We start from the raw sequence: 16511 nt of genomic DNA on the forward strand, positions 1-16511 counted from the left end.
GTTTTTCCACAAGACCCCTTCCCGCGCACCCATCAGTCGGCCGCCGCGACCGGGGTGGCGAGTGTCCGGCGGGCGAGCCAGCGGTTGAGCAGCAGCAGCAGCAGGAGCACCCCGCCCCACTGCACCACACAGGTCATCACGCTGAACGGGCTGGTCGGGTCGTACCAGCTGTCGGGTGCATAGACGGTGGCCGAGAGGGAAAGCCACCATGCGAGCAGAACCACCGCCAGCGGCGGGATGACGAACGTGATGAGGCGATCCCAGAGCGGCCCCGCATTCCAGTCCCCCGGCAGGTTGTCGACCACGTCGCGGCGGAAACGGGCCGGGCCGTAGCGGATGACGGCGAAGGCCACGAACGCCCCCGAGATCATCAGCGCCACCCCCCAGACGAAGTCCTGGTTTTCGAAGAAGCCCAGATGAACGGCCGACGGCAGCCCGAGCACGAACCCCATCCCCCCCACGAGGGCAAGCGCATGCCGCCGCTGCCAGCCCAGATCCACGACGACGCGCGTGGCCAGTTCGATCATCGAGATGAGCGAGCTGAACGCGGCAAACGAGAGGCCCAGGAAGAAGAGCACGGCAAAGAGGCTCCCGGCCGGCATCTTCGCAAAGAGCTGGGGCATCCAGATGAAGGTCAGCCCGGTCGCGGCGGGGCCGCTGGTCTTCATCACCTCCAGCACCTCGGCCTGGGACATCTGCGTTCCCAGGATAGCGAAGACGGTGCCGAAGATGATGATCGCCGCCAGCAGCGAGACGGTGTTGTTGCCGATCCCCGTGATGAAGGCGTTCTTGACGACGCCATGCCGGGCCTGCATGTAGGCCCCGTAGGTAAGGATGAGCCCCCATCCCGCCCCGGTATCCCAGGCGTTCTGCGTGAGCGCTTCGAGCCAGATGCGCGGCCGGGCCAGCGTGGCCCATTCCGGGGTGAACAGGAACCGGACGCCGTCGAAGGCGCCGTCGAGGGTGAGCGTCCGGCCCAGGGCCACGAGCACGATGGCGAAAAGCGTCGGGATGAGCACCTTGTTCACCCGTTCGATGGAGGCCACCCCCTTCCACACGGCGAGCACCCCGAGGCCCATCGCCAGCGCGTGGAACGCCACGGGCCAGCCGCCCGCCTGAAAGCCGTCCCAGACGCCCTGGGCCGCTCCGGTCGTCAGCGGCAGGGGATTTGTGAGCACCTCGATGAAGTAGAAGACGCACCACCCGGCCACCACCGAATAGTAGAACATGATGGCCGTGGCGACGAAACCGACGAAGGCGCCCATCCAGGCGAAGCGCTCCCCGGCCACCCGTGCGAACGTGCCGACGACCCCCATCCGCCCCTTGCGCCCAAGCGCATATTCGGCGATGATCAGCGGGATGCTCCAGGCAAAAAGGAAGATGACCCAGGCCACCAGAAAAGCCCCCGCGCCGGTGTCGCCGCTGTTGGTGGCCGCAATGCGCGGAAACCGCCAGATGTTACCCGTGCCGACGGCGATGCCGAGCACGCTGAGGATCAGCCCCAGCCGGGAGGAAAACCGCTGGTCATTCGTGTTGGCCATGCGCGTCTATGCGTTGCACGTTGAAACGTTGTGCGTTTTCGCCCGGGCCCTCGGCCGGCGTCATGCGGCACCGGCCGCGTATCCCGGCGTCTCTGCGGCTCTCCTCCGGACAGCCGGACACCGTTCCCCACGCCACGTTTTCCCGGCACCGGCACGGCGCGAAGAAGATAGCGCACCCCGTCTTCTTTCGAAACCCGGGGCCTCACCTTCCCGGCACCAGCCGCATCCGGGTGCCGCCTTCGAGTTCTTCGGGGCGGGACGGCTTGTTCAACGGATAATGACGGAAGGCGACGTAGTCCTCGAGGAAGGCGTCGTAGTGCGGGCTGAACGGGTTACCGCTCTGGCCGCCCGGGTAGACGCCGTAGCCGGCGGGCGGCGTCCGGGAGAAATCGACGACGACGCGCCAGCTGGCGCTGTGGGTGGTCAGGCGGCCACCGGCCGGCGAGAGGGTCTCGGCAAAGCCGGGATAGGGGAAGGGACCGCGCCCGAGGACTTGCAGGGTCTCGTTCTGGAGCAGGTGGCGGAAGACGACACGGTGGTGGTCGCCCCAGCGCCAGCGCTCCGGGTTCCAGCCGTAGTCTCGTGCGAGTGTGGCGGCGGTGCTGTCCAGGGCCAGGCGCAACAGCCCGGCGGCGTCTTCCCGTTCGGGCGTGGCCTGCACATCCAGCCAGTGGGCTTGCGGATCTCCGGTGAGGAGCAGGTAGAGGCGTGTCTCGGCGGGCCGGCGATGCTTCCGGAAGACCGGCTCGTCCCAGGCCAGGCGGCGCAGGTGATCGAGGAAGACGTCGAGCACGAGGGGCTCGGGCCGGTCTACGGTGGTGTTGCCGTCCCAGGCGGCGAGCATTGCGCGGAGGGTGTCGGCGCGCGGCGCCAGGCCCGCGAGGGTGTCCAGCAGGGGCACGAAGAGGTCGCGCTGGACCGCGTGGACGTCGGCCTGGTAGCGCATCAGGTCTTCGACGGTGTGCGACGGCTTGCCGCGCAGGAGCGTGTCGATGCGGAGCGAGCGATAGGCCGAGCGCCAGTCGTGCCCCAGGTAATGGGGGTATTCGGGCCCGGCGGGCTGCTGGTTCGTCGAGGTCAGGTAGCCCCGGGGAGGGTTGACGGCATAGGGCAGTTCCTCGAACGGCACGCGCCCGGTCCACGCATAGGCCCGGGTGGAGCCGTCGAGCAGACCGATGCCGTGCCCGGCCCGTCGCACGGGCAGATAGCCCGTCGAGCGGATGGCGATATTGCCGTCGGTGCCGGCATAAAGGATGTTCTGCATGGGGGTATCCCACTGCCGGAGGGCCGCCTCGAAGGAGGCCAGGTCGCGAGCACGGTTCATGCCCCAGAGGGCGCCGAGCGTATGACCGGGCGTATGCGCCGTCCAGCGGATCGCCACGGCTCCGTCGTCGTCCATCGTCACCGGTCCCCAGTGGGCGTAGTAGAGCGTATCCACGACCGGCGGAGCCCCTTTGACGTGGATCGTATCGAGCACCACCTCCAGCGGCCGCATCGTCCCCTCGAAGCGGTAGTGCGTGCGCGTGCTGTCGAGGTCCAGGGCGTAGTGGTCGATCTGGTCCGCCCCGGTGTTCGTGAAGGCCCAGCCGACGTGGTCGTTGAAGGCCTCGACGGGTAGCGGCGCCCCCGGCACGGCCACACCGTAGGTGTTCATCGAGGGGGTAACCAGATGCACCTCGTACCAGATGGCCGGCAGGGTGAGGGCCAGGTGCATGTCCCCGGCCAGGATCGGGGCCCCTGTGGCCGAACGCGCCCCGTTCACCGCCCAGTTGTTCGACCCTTTCCCTTCAACGAACCCCTCGCCGAGTGTGCCCGCGAGGCTTTTCCGCATCGCCTCCATCCGTGCCAGCGTGGTCACGGCGGCGCGCACGTGCGCCGGCACCGGCCCGTGTGCCGGCCGGGCGTCCGCTGCGTCGGGCCCGGGTACGATGGGCCGGTAGAGCGTCGCGTGCCGGGGATAGAGCCGGGCATACTCTGCCGGATCCATCTCGTCCTGCAGGGCGGCGTAGCCGGGGTCATCGGTCCGGTACGAGAGGTCGTAGTTCATGTACTGCAGGAGCCGGATGGCCTGGATGGGTGCGTAGCGGTCCGGCCGGTATCCGAGCAGGCGAAACTCGAAGGGCAGGTCGCGTTCGTGGAGGCCGTCGAGGTAGGCGTTGACGCCCTCGGCATACCAGCGCAGGAGGTCGTACTCGACCCCGCCCCGGGCCTCGATCTCACGCAGCGCCTGCCGGGCCCCCCACTCCATCCCGGTGCGCCGGAGGAAACGGTCCGCCGCGACCGAGGCGGGGCCGAACGCTTCCGACAGACGCCCGGAGGCCACGCGGGGGATGAAGTCGAGCTGGAAGAGCCGGTCCTGCGCGGTCACATAGCCGTGGGCGATGACAGCGTCCCGGTCCGTTTCGGCGAAGATATGAGGGACGCCGCGCGCGTCCCGGACGACGGTGACGGGGTGCTCCAGCGCCGGGATCGCGAGCGTCCCTTCAAAAGGCGCGACAGCCCGGCGTGCGGTGCGGTAGAGGCCATCGAGCGGGTCGAGCAGGGGACCCGGAGGCGGCAGGCCGGCCGGCGGGGCCTGCAGCAGATAGACGAACCCGGCCGCAAGGAGGACAACGAGGAGCAGGCGAAGGACAGGTTTCATCGGCCACGTCACACCACGTCAACCCAGGTGGGTGATGGATTTCCAGGGGCCGCGTCCCCCCTCCCGGGAAAGCATGGACACCGCCCGGTCCATGCGTTCCGGCGCGATCCGGCGCAGCAGCTCGTCCGTCGCGTTGGCGTAGTCGCGGGCTCCGCGTCCGTGCGGCTCATGGTCGAAGACCGTGGTCCCGTCGTTGTGCGTGACCGAGAGCGTCGTGCTCGTGCGGATGATGGACGACATGACCTGGTCGCCGTAGCGCTGGCGCAGGTAGCGCCGGTAGGCGTGATGGTTCCGCTTGCGGGCATCGACCATCGTGAAAAGGAAGAAGGGCAGGTTGAGCGTCGGGTTGAGTTTGTCCCGCACCATCATGACCGTTTGAAACGTCTGCTCGGCCCCGAGCACGGGCTGGTACTCGGGCATGACGGGAATGAGCACGTGCCGGCTGGCCACGAGCGCGTTGAGGCTGAAGACGGTGATGGCCGCGGCCGTGTCGAAGAGGACGGCGTCGTAGGGCAATGGCGCCTGTTCGAGGGCTTCCTTAACCCAGAGCACGTCCGTCGGCTGGTTGAGCCGGCGCATGATCTTGGAAAGGGTGCTGGAGGCGGGCAGCACGTCGAAGTTCTTCCGGGGCTGCACCGGCACCTCCGCCAGGCGCACCTGCGGGTCGAAGAGCACGAGCGAGGAGTTCGCCTCCGGCGGTTCCGGCAGCCCGACCATGCGGGTGAGAAAGCCCTGCGGGTCGAGGTCGATGACAAGGGTTCGGAAGCCGCTCAGGCCCAGCGCGGCCGCCACGTTGATCGTAGAGGTGGTCTTCCCCGATCCCCCCTTGTGGTTGCAGACGGCAAGGACGATCATACGTTTCCGGTTGACGAAAGGATTGCGCCGCCGCAAATTACCCTGTGGCCGCACATCTGTCAAATGAAGAACCTCCGGCCGTGTCCCGCGGCCCAACGGCAATGCGTTTCCTGCCCCATGCGGTGGCCTGGCGGCCGGTGCTCCTGAGCGGTCTCGGGCTGGGCCTGAGCTTCCCGCCCTACCCTTTTCCGTTCCTGGCCTGGGTCGCACTGGTACCGCTGCTGCACCGGTGGGAGCGGGCCCCCTCGGCCGGGGCCCTCCTGCTCGAAGCCTACCTGGCCTTCCTGGTGACGTTCGCCGTAGCGTTCTTCTGGCCGCTGTGCCATGCCCTGCCGCAGGCGGCACTGGCCTCGCTGACCCCGCTGCTGGCCCTCCCGCTCGTGATGGCCCTGCCCTTCGGGGCGGCGGCGCTCGTGCGCCGGCGGCTGGGTCACGCGGTGGGCCTCCTCGCCCTGACGACGTTCTACCTGGTGATGGAAGGCGGGCTGAGCCGGGGACCGCTCGCGTTTCCGTGGCCGCTGCTGGGCCACACCCAGGCCGAGGCGCTGCACTTCAACCAGTTCGCCGACCTGACGGGCGTGCCGGGCCTGACGCTCTGGATCTGGCTGTTGAACCTCGCCGTGCTGGCCCTGGTGCGGGCTCCCCGGCGCTCGTCCGCACGCGGGCCGGCCCTTTCCCTGCTCGTGCTCCTGGCCCTCCCCCTCGCCTACGGGGCCTGGCGCCGGGCAAGCCTGCCGCCCCCCGAGGACCGGCTGCCCGTCGGGGTGGTACAGCCGGCCCTCGGCCCCAAAGCCTGGGCCGACGTCCATGACCTGACGCGCATCGACACCCTCGTCCATCAGACCGTCACCTTCCTGCAGGTCGCACCCGCCCGCCCCCACCTGCTCGTCTGGCCGGAGACGGCCCTCCCGCTCCCGCCCGTCTCCGCCCCCGGCCGCGTCGAGGCGCGTCTCCGGGACCAGGTCGCACGGTGGGGCGTGCCCCTGCTCACCGGTGCCGTCACCCGCACGCCCGGGGGCACCTACCGGAACACCGCCCTGCTGTTCCGCCCGGACGGTACCACGGACCGGTACGACAAGCACCGCCTCGTCCCGTTCGCCGAGCGCGTCCCGTTCGTCGATGTGCTGCCCGCCCTGGGGGCGCTGTCCGTGCCCGCCGGCGGCGTCGCAGGCTACGAACCCGGCAACCGGCAGGCTCCCCTGCGGGCCGGCCGCCTCTCCGTCGGCGTGCTCATCTGCTTCGAGAGCGCCTTCGGGAACCACCCCCGCCCCTACATCGAACAAGGGGCGGACTTTCTGGCAACGCTCACCCAGGACGGCTGGTGGGGACGCACCCCCGGCTACCGCCAGCACCTGGCGCTGACCCGCCTCCGGGCCATCGAAACGCGCCGGGCCGTCGTGCAGGTGAGCGTCAGCGGCGTCACGGCGCTCCTGCTCCCGGACGGCACCTCCGCCTTCGAACTCGGATGGATGGAGCGGGCCGCCCGCCTCGCCCACGTGCCGGTCCTCACCCCCACGACGTTCTACAGCCGCCACGGTGACTGGCTCACCGGCCTGGCCCTGCTCGCCGCCCTCCTCGTCACCGCCCGCAGCGTGTACGCGGCCCGGCGTGCGGGCTCCCAACCTCCAACCCGACCCGAAAGCGGTTCATGCACCTGAAACCCCTGCTCGTGCTCGCCTCGTCCTCACCCCGGCGACGGCGGCTCCTCGAACAACTCGGCCTGCGGTTCGTCGTCCGGCCCAGCGACACCGAGGAGGTCGTCCCGGAAGGCGTCTCGCCGGAGACGGTCGTGCAGGCGCTGGCGCGGGAAAAGGCCGAAGCCGTGGCGCCCGCCTACCCGGATGCGCTGACCCTCGGCGCCGACACCATCGTGGTGCTCGACGGCGAAGTGCTCGGCAAACCCGCCGACGCCGCCGAAGCCCACGCCATGCTCCGCCGGCTCAGCGGCAACACGCACACGGTCTACACCGGCATCGCACTCGTGCATCCCGCCTCGAACCGCAACGTGACGGCTTTCGAGGCCACCCGCGTCACGTTCGCCCCGCTGACCGACGACGAGATCGCCGCCTACGTGGCCACCGGCTCCCCCCTGGACAAGGCCGGCGCCTACGGCATCCAGGACGACCACGGCGCCCTCTTCATCCCCCGCATAGAAGGCGACTTCTTCACCGTCATGGGCCTGCCCCTGCACCGGCTCTACCGGGTCCTGCGTACCGAATTCGCCGACCTGATGGAGGAAAACCCGGATTGAACGCGAAAAACGGCATCGCCCCGCTACCGGTAGCCGGACAAAACCCGAACCCGAAACACGCCTCTGCCCGCACCGCTTGTCTCCCCCTTTCGAACATATCCGGGTGTTGCTGATCCAGGCACGCGGCACCGCCGACATCGAGCGACAGGAACAGGAATGCTTCCTCGAACGATGCCGCCTCCGCCCGGAACAGCTCGTGACGGCCAACGTCGTCCGGGATCGCCTTCACGAAGGCCTGCTCGACGGGGTTCATGCCGTGATGATCGGCGGGGCCGGCGAGTTCTCGGCCACGCAGGACTACCCCTGGATGGACGATCTGCTGGCGCTCTGCCGGCTCCTGCGGGCACGCGGCTTCCCCACCTTCGGCTCGTGCTGGGGGCATCAGATCCTCGCCCGGGCCTATGGCGGTACGGTCATACACGACCACGCACGGGCCGAGCTGGGATGCCATCCCGTCATGCTGACGGAAGCCGGGCGGCGGGATCCGCTCTTCCGCACGTTTCCGCCCGCCTTCCGTGCCAACATGGGCCACCACGACCGCGTCAGCGTCCTGCCCGAAGGCGCCGTCGAGCTCGCCTACAGCGCCACCCAGCCCAACCAGGCCTTCCGCATGGAAGACCTGCCCATCTACGGCACCCAGTTCCACAGCGAGCTCGACGCCCGCCGCGAACGCGAACGGCTCATCCGCTACCGTGCCTATTACCTGAACGAGATGCCCGACGAGGCGGCCTTCCAGCACGTCCTCGACAGCCTCGCCGAAACCACCGAGGTGGATCACCTCCTGCACGACTTTCTGACGACCTTCGTCGCCCGCCCCGAAAACCACCCGGCCGGACCGCAACAGCCGACCTAGCCTCCCGCGGCTTGGCCTTCACCACGCCAGCGGCGGCAGCACGTCCTGCTGGAGCCTGCACATCTCGTCCACCAGTTGCACGGCGGCCCGGTACGAGGGGCAGGTGGGGTCGAGCAGGAGAGCCTGGAGCAGCTTGCGCCTCGACCCCTCCGCGTACGCCTCGACGAGCAACCGGTTGATGCTCACCTGCGCCCGCAGCAGCGCCAGGATGCCTTCCGGGAGCGGTGGCATGGCCTCGGGATGGACGCCGCCGGCGCCGGCGCGGGCGGGCACCTCTACCACGGCCCCCTCGGGCAGGCCGGGGACGTACCCCGCGTTCGGCACGTTGACGGCGTCGAGTGCCCGCTCCTCGCCGCAGAAGACCCCTTCCAGAATCGGAATAGCCAGCTCGCCCGAAGGCACAATCGCCCCCTCCGCCGCTCCGGAGCGCTCCTCCCGGTCCGGCTTCACGCGCGGCAGCGGGCGCCCGGGAAAGAGCGGCACACCGGTGGGATGCTCGTCCAGGTTGTAGATCCAGGTCGGCACCCGGCCCGTCTCCCACGGATGGCCCTCCAGCGGATCGTAGAAGAACTGAAGCAGGCTGCTGGCGAGAAAATCGTGCGCCCAGCCCAGGTACTCACCGATGTGGTTGGCACCGGGCGAGGGATAGAGGCCGAAGACGCGAAACAGGATGCGGCTGAGGGCGATCTCGTCCCACTCCGCCAGCCAGTGCGCCGCCCGTTCCCGCTCCCGGAGCCGGGGGTAGAGGTCCTCCCCCGTGGTCCGGTGACGAAGCGACTGGAACCAGGTGAAGTGGTTCAGGCCGGAAGCCTTTGCGTCGAGGTCGTGCACGTCGAGTTCGAGCAGGCGGGCTACCTGCTGCATGCCCTGGAAGACGCCATGACACAGCCCGACGACGCGCACGGACGTCAGCCGCGTGAGGGCCTCACACAGCTTCGTGAGCGGGTTGGTGTAGTTGAGCAACCAGGCCCCGGGACAGCATTGCTCCATCGCCCGGGCAATCTCGAGCATCGGCCCCATGTTGCGAAGGGCATGAAAAAGCCCCCCCGGCCCGCCGTTCTCCCCGTACACCTGCCGGAAACCGTACTTGCGAGGGACGTGGAAATCCTGCGCCCAGTAAAAATAGCGGTTGACTTCGATGGCCGTGACGACGGCATCGGCGCCGTCGAGCGCCTCGCGCAGGTCGGTGGTCCAGCGCACGGACGGGGCCGGGCGCCGCCCGAGCCGGCCAGCCACCGCCTCCGCATATCGCTGCCGCTCGGGCAACGCATCCGGGCAACGATCCATGAGGACGATCTCGAGGCCGTGCGCGCACAGCACGTCACTCAAAAGCAGGTCGCGGATCGTGGCCGGCCCGAACTCCCGGCTCCCGGCTCCGACAAGAACGACTTTCAACGGCATGGAAACGTGGTGTTTGCTTTGCGGTGTGGGGATTGCGAGCCAAAGATTAGCGATTGCGGACTGGAAGATTGGCGGATTATTGTAGATTTTTCCCCCGTCGACGACCGTACAGGAAAAGCCGTCATGCCGCTCCCGTTCCGCCTGTGCCCGGCCCTTCTTGCCTTCGTCCTGCTCACCGGCTGCGACGGGAGCAATCCGGCGCCCCCGGATCCCCCGCCGCCGTCGGTACCGATCTCGGTGCCCGAGGGGTTTCGCGTGGAGATCGTGGCGGAGGGCCTTGCCCTGCCGACGTCGCTGGCCTTCGCGCCGGACGGCTCGGGCCGGCTCTTCGTCAATGAACTCCAGACGGGGCGCATCCGCGTCATCCGGGACGACGCCCTGCTGCCGGAACCGTTCGCCGAGGTAGCCACGAACGTCAGCGGCGGCTTTCCCGTGGCCGGCGAGAACGGCCTCATCGGCCTCGCCTTCGACCCGGATTTCCGGACGAACGGCTTCGTCTACGTCACCTACGCCGTCCGCCTCGACGACGGCACCAACCGGGGCGCCGTGGCCCGGTTCCGCGAGGTCGACGGCCGCGGCACCGGCTTCACCGTCCTGCTCGACGGCATCCCGGCGGCGCCGGGCCACCAGATCCAGAGCCTGGCCTTCGGCCCCGACGGCAAGCTCTACGTCTCGGTGGGCGACGCCTACCTGCAGGAAGCCGCGCAGGACACGACCGCCCTCACCGGCAAGATCCTGCGCATGAACCCGGACGGCTCCGTCCCGCCGGACAACCCCTTCCCGGGCCGGCTCCCCTATGCCCTCGGCCTCCGCAACGCCTTCGACCTGGCCTTCGACGGCACGGGCCGACTCTTTGCCCCGGACAACGGCCCCAGCTTCAACGACGAGCTGAACCGCATTGAGGCCGGCGGCAACTACGGCTGGCCCGTTGCCCTCGGCCCCGCCGGAGATCCCCGCTTCATCGACCCGATCCACACCTGGACCGAGATCGTCTCCCCCAACGGCCTCACGTTCTACCGGGGCACGACCTTCCCACCCCCCTACCGGGGCCGCCTCTTCCTCGTCCTCTTCGGCGACACCTTCTCGACCGGCCCCAGCCCCCGCGCCAAACGCATCGTGACCGTCGACACGGGCGCAGAGCCACCCGTCATCGAAGACTTCGCCGTCTACGACTTCCCCGGCCAGGGCAACCCGCTCGACGTCGTCGAGGGGCCGGACGGCCACCTTTACTTCACCGACATCTTCCAGGGCCGCGTCTACCGGATCCGGTACGACGGTTGAAGCCCGGGGCCGGAAGGGGGCTCCGCCGGGCCGCTCGATGCGTCACCCCGAATTCGCCAGGCGGAGGGTGCCCAGGGCACAGGCCAGGGAAAGCCCGACGAGCAGCAGACCGGCGGCCGTGTGACCCAGGACCAGTTGCCCCACCCCCAGCAGGCCCGCATAGATGAACAGCACGCCGAGGAACCAGCCGAGCCATTTCGCCCCGGCCCCGGTATCCGCCGGCACGTCCGGGCAGCGGGCGGCGACAGGTCCCCACCAGCCGCCGGGCCGCACCCTGCGATAGAAGGCCACCAGCTTCTCCTCGGAGACGGGCCGGGTGTGCAACGTGACCGTCACCCAGATCAGGGTGCAGACGAGCAGGATGACGACGGAGCGGATGAAGTTGTATTCGGCGCCGTAGAAGAGGACCAGCACATCCAGGAGCGGGGCGGGCATCAGGCCGAGGGCGTCCAGTCCCCGGGCCAGCAGCAGCCCGTTGGCGATGAGGACCGAGCCCACCATGGCGCTGATCTCGGCCCAGGCGTTGACGCGCCACCAGTACCACCGCAGCAGCAGCACCATCGCCATCCCGGCCGTCAGCTCGATGATGTAGATCCACGCCCGCTCGATGGATTCCATCTGCCAGGCCGCCAGCGCCGCCAGCAGAACCAGCACGAGCACGGCCAGGCGGGAGGCCAGCACGTAGTGCCGGCTGGAGGCCTCACGCCGGAGGAAGCGCTTGTACACGTCCGTGACCAGGTACGAGGCCCCCCAGCACAGGTGGGTGTCCATGGTGCTCATGAAGGCCGCCAGAAACGCCGCCACGAGCAGCCCGCGCAGCCCCGTCGGCATCATCTCGGCGATCATCATGGGATAGGCCAGCTCGGGGTCGGCCGCCAGCGCCGCCTCCGGCCCACCGGGGGGAAAGACCACGAGCGAGCCCAGCCCGGCGACGATCCAGGGCCAGGTCATGAGCGTGCCGGCGAAGCAGAACCAGAGGGCGGTGAGCGTGGCCTGCCGGTCGTCCCGTGTGGCGAAGAGGCGCTGGGCGATGTAGCCGTCGTGCCCGCTGCGGGTCCAGAGCACCAGGATCAGGCAGAGGTAGGAAACGAACTCCAGGGGACTGAGGTGGGCGGGGTTCGGTACCAGGTCGAGCGTGCCCGCCGGCGCTTCCGGGAGGGCGGCGATCTGCCGGGCCATCTCGGCCGGGCCGCCCAGCTCGTAGACGACGATCCCGGCCAGGATGAGCGAGCCGGTGATGCCGGTGACGAACTGGAGCAGGTCCGTCATCACCACGCCCCAGAGCCCCGAGGCCACGGTGTAGAGCAGGGCCAGCGCCACACACACGCCCAGCGTGAGCACCGGCCCCCAGCCGAGCAGCACCTGGCTGAACTTGACCATGGCCAGCATCACCCAGCCCATCACCACGCAGTTGCGCAGGATGCCCTGGTAGACGGCCGTGAAGGCACGCAGCACGGAGGCCGAAGGCCCGTCATAGCGCAACTCGATGAACTCGGCGTCGGTGATGACCTCGGCGCGCCGCCAGAGGCGGGCGAAGAAGAAGACGAGCAGCATCACGCCGGCGGCTTCGTACCACCAGAGCCAGTTGCCGTAGATACCCTGCTGCCGCACGAGTGAGGCCGCCGCCAGCGGGGCATCGGAGGCGAACCAGGTGGCGGCGATGGAGGTGCCGGCCAGCCACCAGGGCAGCGTCCGCCCGGCCACGAAGTAGTCCTCGATGCTCTGGCCGGCCCGCCGGGTGAACCACAGCCCCAGGGCCACGGTGATGCCCCCGTAGAGGGCGATGACCACCCAGTCCAGCGGAAGAAGTCGCATGCGCCTGCCGGCCGGTTTGCCGGGACACGGGAGGAAACGGGTCGCCCGAAGATAGGCAAACCGGTGCCGGCGTGCCAGCGCTCAGCGACCGGCTGCGACGTCGAAGAGGCAGGTGGCGTCGGGATGGAGGTGCAGGAAAGAGGCCGGCAGGTGGGTGGAGACCCGTTCCCGCCGGAGACGCCGGAGCACGGCCTGCTTGTGGGTGCCGGTGACGAGCAGGAGGATGCGGCGGGCCGCCATGATCTCGCCGAGGCCGAGCGTCCAGCCGTGATCCGGGGGGTCGGGCAGGTGCGCCACCATGCCGTGGCCGCGCGTGGCGGCGCTGAGCACGGCCCGATGGGCTTTCAGCGGGAGCCAGTTGGCCGGTTCCAGGAAACCGAGATGCCCGTTCAAGCCCAGGCCGAGCAGGCACAGGTCGATGGGGCCTTCTTCGGCCAGCCGCCGCGAGAGCGCCGCACAGACACCCGCCGGATCGGCCTCCACGCCCTGCCACCCGAGGAAGCGGTCCGGCCCGACGCCGAGCGGATCGAGCAGGGCGCGCCGGAGTGCGGCGGTGCACGAGGCCGGATGGCCTTCCGGCAGGCCACCCCACTCGTCGAGCTGCACCAGGCGCAGGCGCGCAAAAAGCCCGGGGTCGTGGCGGGCCTGCTCGGCCAGCAGGGCATACGTGCGGCGGGGCGTTGCCCCGGTGGCCGGGCAAAGGAGCAGGTCCGGCCGGGCTCGCACCGCGGCAACCACCTCGGCGGCCACGTGCCGGCTCAGCGTCTCGGCATCGGCAAAGCGTTCGAACCGCATCATATCGGTAGGGCTGTTGTGCCACCCCCGGTCTCAAGACGGGCCGGCCCGTCAGAAGTACGGGCTCCGGACCAGCACCTCCTCCACGGGACGAGAGGCCGGACCGACCGCCCACGCCGGCACGGCGGCAGCATCCTCCGAAAAATCCGCCAGCACCCGCATCTTGTGCAATGGTACGGCAATCTTCCCTGCCCGGCTCGGCTCACCCCGGCTGCTTCGCCGTACGCAACGTGAACCGGATCGGGATGGCCATGCGCACCCGCACGGGCGTTCCCCGCTGGCGGCCGGGCCTGAAGCGCAGCTTCATGACCGCCGCGATGGCCGCCTCGTCGAGCACCCGGCCGGCCGAACGGGCCACGGTCGGCTGCGACGGCGTGCCGTCCGGCTCGACGACGATCTGCACGACCACCATCCCTTCCAGGCCGGCCTGCCGGGCGAGCTCCGGATACTCGAGGTATTCGTAGAGCTTCGCCGTGCCGCCGATGATCTCGGGCATCTCTTCCACCACGACGAAGATCTCCGGCTCTTCCTCTTCGACCGGCGCCTCACCCGCCGGCGGCGGTGGCGGAGGCGGCATGGCCGTGAGGGGCTCGTCCAGGTCGAGCGTGGCATCCAGATCGAGCTCCATCGTCTCATCGAGCACCACATCGTCCGGCACCTCGACGGGCACCGGCGGGCGCGGGGGCGGCGGCGGCACGTCCTGCTGCCGGGTCTGCTGGATATCCTCGATCTGCACCACCTCCTGCTCCTGCAGCTCGATGTCGAGCGCCGGGGACGCCGGCCGCACCGGCAGGCGCACGAGAACGACCAGGATCGCCAGCGACAAGATAAGGCCGAGCTGAATGAAGAGCCGGTAGTTCCGGTGCAGGTCGGCATGCGGGTACTTGTAGGGCTTGCGCCGCGGCACGGGCGGAGGCACCGGGGCGCTCAGCGACCCCTGCCGCTTCCGGCGTGCCTCCGCCTCCCGGCGTTCCCGCCCGGACGAGCGGCGCCGGGGACGCCTGACGGTCGGATGCAGGAGCGTTTTCATGGTCCGGTCACGTTTTTAGGCGGTCGAAAAAGGATTCCTGGTATTCGCCTCCGGCGGGAACCTCCAGGAGCGATTTACCAGCAGCCCTGTCCAGAAACACCGGCCAGGGAGCGGCCCGCACGACCCGTTCCGCCTCGGTGCCCAGCTGATGGTGTTCGAGCCCTTTCCGGCCGTGGGAGCTCAGCACGATCATGCCCTGATCCAGGCCGGCGGCTTCCTCCAGGATGACGGCTGCCGGGTCCCCCGTGCGCACGAGGAACGAAGCGGCCGGCGGCTCCCCGCCCGGCGATGCCGCCCACTGCCGGAGTCGCGCCGCAAGCGGCTCCCGATCCGCCGGCAGCCCCTCCTCGACGACGTGCAGGAAGTGGAGCTGTGCCTCGTAGTGCCCGGCCAGATCCCGTGCATACGCGATCGTGCGCCGGGCAAAGGGTGAGAAATCCACCGGCACGAGCAGGTGCCGGACCAGCTCGGGCATCCGGCTGCTGCGCGGCCCCACGGTGAACACGGGCCGGTCCGCCAGCTTGATCACCTGCTCTGCCGTCAACCCGATGAGCCAGTGATCCTCGAGATCACTGAGAAAACGGCTCATGCTGCGGTTGCCGTGCGTGCCCATGACGATCAGGTCGACATCGTGCTGCCGGCCATAGGCCAGGATCGCCGCCGTGGGCTCGGTGTTGTGCTCCCGAAGACGCCGGATCGTGATCCCGTTCCAGCGCTCCACCTCCTCCGCCGGCGGCGCCTCCATCGCGGGAACGGCCCGGAGCGATTCCGGCAGATAGTCCCCCCCCGGGAAACGGTCCGCTTCGAAGCCGGGCGGGCCTTCCACCACATGCAGCAGGTGTACCTCGGCTCCGTAGTGCCGGGCCAGATGGAGCGCGTGCATGAAAGCCCCCTCGGCACAGGTCGAATAGTCCGTCGGAACGAGTATTTTCCGGATCACAAGCATAACGTTTCCCTCCTTCCTCACGCTGTGGGATTTCCCGCCATCCGCCGGCCGGAGGCCACGGCCCTCGTCGCCTGCGTCTCCCGGGATTGCGCCCCGCCGAAGCTCTTCACGGTGAAAACGGGGCACGGCGCCAGGCGCACCACCCGCTCGGCGACGCTGCCAAGGAGCAGGTGGGCCAGCCCGGTGAGGCCGTGCGTGGCCAGGACGATCAGGTCGCTGCCCCGCTCCCCGGCAAAACGGGCGATCTCGGTGGCGGCGTGCCCGGTGCGGACGTGGAAGGTGACCCCGCGATCGACCCCGCAGGTCCGGGCGTAAAATTGTTTCAGGTGCCGGTAGGCCTGCCCCTCGATCTCCGGTTCGGCATCGTACACCGAGAAGACACCGGCATGGTAGAAGGCCGGATACACCGGTTCTTCGATGACATGCAGCACGTCGAGGCAGGCCCCGTACAGGTCGGCCAGCGTCCGGGCATACCGCAGGGCCTCCTGCGCGTGCCGGGAAAAGTCCACCGGCGCCAGGATCGAACGCACCGGCCCTTCGACCGTCCCCGGCCGCACGGTCAGCACCGGCACGGGCGAGAGGCGCACCACCTCCTGGGCGACGCTGCCAAGGAGCAGGTGCTTCAACCCGCGCCGCCCGTGCGTCCCCATGACCACGACCTCCACGCCGTGCCCGGCCACATAGTCCAGGATCTCCGGCGCCGGCGCCACCGCCCGCCGGAGGGCAAAGGTCACCGGCGGCACGGTGCCCGGATCAAGCCCCGCCTGCCCGGCGACCGCCTCCAGCCGTTCCCGTAACCGTGCCCGGATCCGCTGCTCGTGCTCGGCCGGCCCGGCAGGCGAACCGAGGGTGTCGTCGTAGAGCACCTGCACGTGAAGCACGTGCAGCGCCGCACCGGTGCGCCCGGCCAGCTCGAGCGCCCGCACCAGCGCCGCCTCCGAGGACGGCGAAAAATCTTCCGCGACGAGTATGTTTTTGACGTGCCACATGGCGCCCCCCCGTGTTTCTGATGAACCCCGGCATGATGTTCACCCGAAACTTACGGAAGCGCACGGCCGGCCATTGACGGGCAGGATCGCACAGACCTGTGGGACGATCCCTA

General features: G+C 69.4%; 13 protein-coding genes. 4 read left to right on the forward strand and 9 right to left on the reverse strand.

Features of this window, described 5'->3' with window-relative positions:
- Positions 1–32: 32 nt before the first annotated feature.
- The 3 genes from GQ464_RS03280 to GQ464_RS03290 form a co-directional block, all read right to left on the reverse strand.
- Complete coding sequence (locus GQ464_RS03280; RefSeq protein WP_166975009.1) at positions 33–1541, reverse strand: sodium-dependent transporter; 1509 nt, start codon at positions 1539–1541, stop codon at positions 33–35.
- 202 nt (positions 1542–1743) lie between these two features.
- Entirely contained in the window at positions 1744–4182 is a 2439-nt protein-coding gene (locus tag GQ464_RS03285; protein ID WP_166975006.1) for a penicillin acylase family protein, read from the reverse strand.
- 18 nt (positions 4183–4200) lie between these two features.
- On the reverse strand, positions 4201–5037 hold the full coding sequence (locus tag GQ464_RS03290; protein ID WP_166975002.1) for a ParA family protein: 837 nt from the start codon (positions 5035–5037) through the stop codon (positions 4201–4203).
- A gap of 101 nt (positions 5038–5138) precedes the next feature.
- Here GQ464_RS03290 and lnt point away from each other — a divergent pair, with 101 nt between their 5' ends.
- The 3 genes from lnt to GQ464_RS03305 all read left to right on the forward strand — a co-directional run bounded on the left by lnt (position 5139) and on the right by GQ464_RS03305 (position 8141).
- The gene (lnt, locus tag GQ464_RS03295; RefSeq protein ID WP_166974999.1) at positions 5139–6695 is read left to right on the forward strand and encodes an apolipoprotein N-acyltransferase; all 1557 of its coding nucleotides are present in this window, start codon (positions 5139–5141) and stop codon (positions 6693–6695) included.
- Positions 6686–7288: a Maf family protein gene (locus tag GQ464_RS03300; protein WP_166974996.1), complete on the forward strand. Its 603-nt coding sequence runs from the start codon at positions 6686–6688 to the stop codon at positions 7286–7288. Before lnt ends, GQ464_RS03300 begins: the two co-directional genes overlap by 10 nt.
- 76 nt (positions 7289–7364) lie before the next feature.
- Positions 7365–8141 carry a type 1 glutamine amidotransferase gene (locus tag GQ464_RS03305; protein ID WP_228350557.1) on the forward strand — a complete coding sequence of 259 codons (777 nt, stop codon included), beginning with the start codon at positions 7365–7367 and terminating at the stop codon, positions 8139–8141.
- A gap of 18 nt (positions 8142–8159) precedes the next feature.
- Here the strand turns inward: GQ464_RS03305 and GQ464_RS03310 are convergent, their stop codons facing one another.
- Positions 8160–9536, reverse strand: coding sequence for a family 4 glycosyl hydrolase (locus GQ464_RS03310; protein WP_228350558.1), 1377 nt, complete (start codon positions 9534–9536; stop codon positions 8160–8162).
- A 129-nt stretch (positions 9537–9665) separates the two neighbouring features.
- Between GQ464_RS03310 and GQ464_RS03315 the strand changes: the two genes are divergently transcribed.
- Positions 9666–10823, forward strand: a complete 1158-nt coding sequence (locus GQ464_RS03315) for a PQQ-dependent sugar dehydrogenase (RefSeq protein WP_166974986.1) — start codon at positions 9666–9668, stop codon at positions 10821–10823.
- Between the two features lie 42 nt (positions 10824–10865).
- On the opposite strand, the gene GQ464_RS03320 is transcribed toward GQ464_RS03315, so the two are convergent.
- The 5 genes from GQ464_RS03320 to GQ464_RS03340 form a co-directional block, all read right to left on the reverse strand.
- Positions 10866–12638 carry a sodium:solute symporter family protein gene (locus GQ464_RS03320; protein WP_166974980.1) on the reverse strand — a complete coding sequence of 591 codons (1773 nt, stop codon included), beginning with the start codon at positions 12636–12638 and terminating at the stop codon, positions 10866–10868.
- Positions 12639–12719: 81 nt separating this feature from the next.
- Positions 12720–13436: a 6-phosphogluconolactonase gene (locus GQ464_RS03325; protein ID WP_166974975.1), complete on the reverse strand. Its 717-nt coding sequence runs from the start codon at positions 13434–13436 to the stop codon at positions 12720–12722.
- A gap of 199 nt (positions 13437–13635) precedes the next feature.
- Positions 13636–14463 carry an energy transducer TonB gene (locus tag GQ464_RS03330; protein ID WP_166974970.1) on the reverse strand — a complete coding sequence of 276 codons (828 nt, stop codon included), beginning with the start codon at positions 14461–14463 and terminating at the stop codon, positions 13636–13638.
- Between the two features lie 7 nt (positions 14464–14470).
- Positions 14471–15409, reverse strand: coding sequence for a universal stress protein (locus tag GQ464_RS03335; RefSeq protein WP_166974963.1), 939 nt, complete (start codon positions 15407–15409; stop codon positions 14471–14473).
- A 17-nt stretch (positions 15410–15426) separates the two neighbouring features.
- Complete coding sequence (locus tag GQ464_RS03340) at positions 15427–16398, reverse strand: universal stress protein (protein ID WP_166974958.1); 972 nt, start codon at positions 16396–16398, stop codon at positions 15427–15429.
- Positions 16399–16511: the final 113 nt, after the last annotated feature.

Source organism: Rhodocaloribacter litoris (assembly GCF_011682235.2).
In the GTDB taxonomy this organism is placed as follows: Bacteria; Bacteroidota; Rhodothermia; order Rhodothermales; family ISCAR-4553; genus Rhodocaloribacter; species Rhodocaloribacter litoris.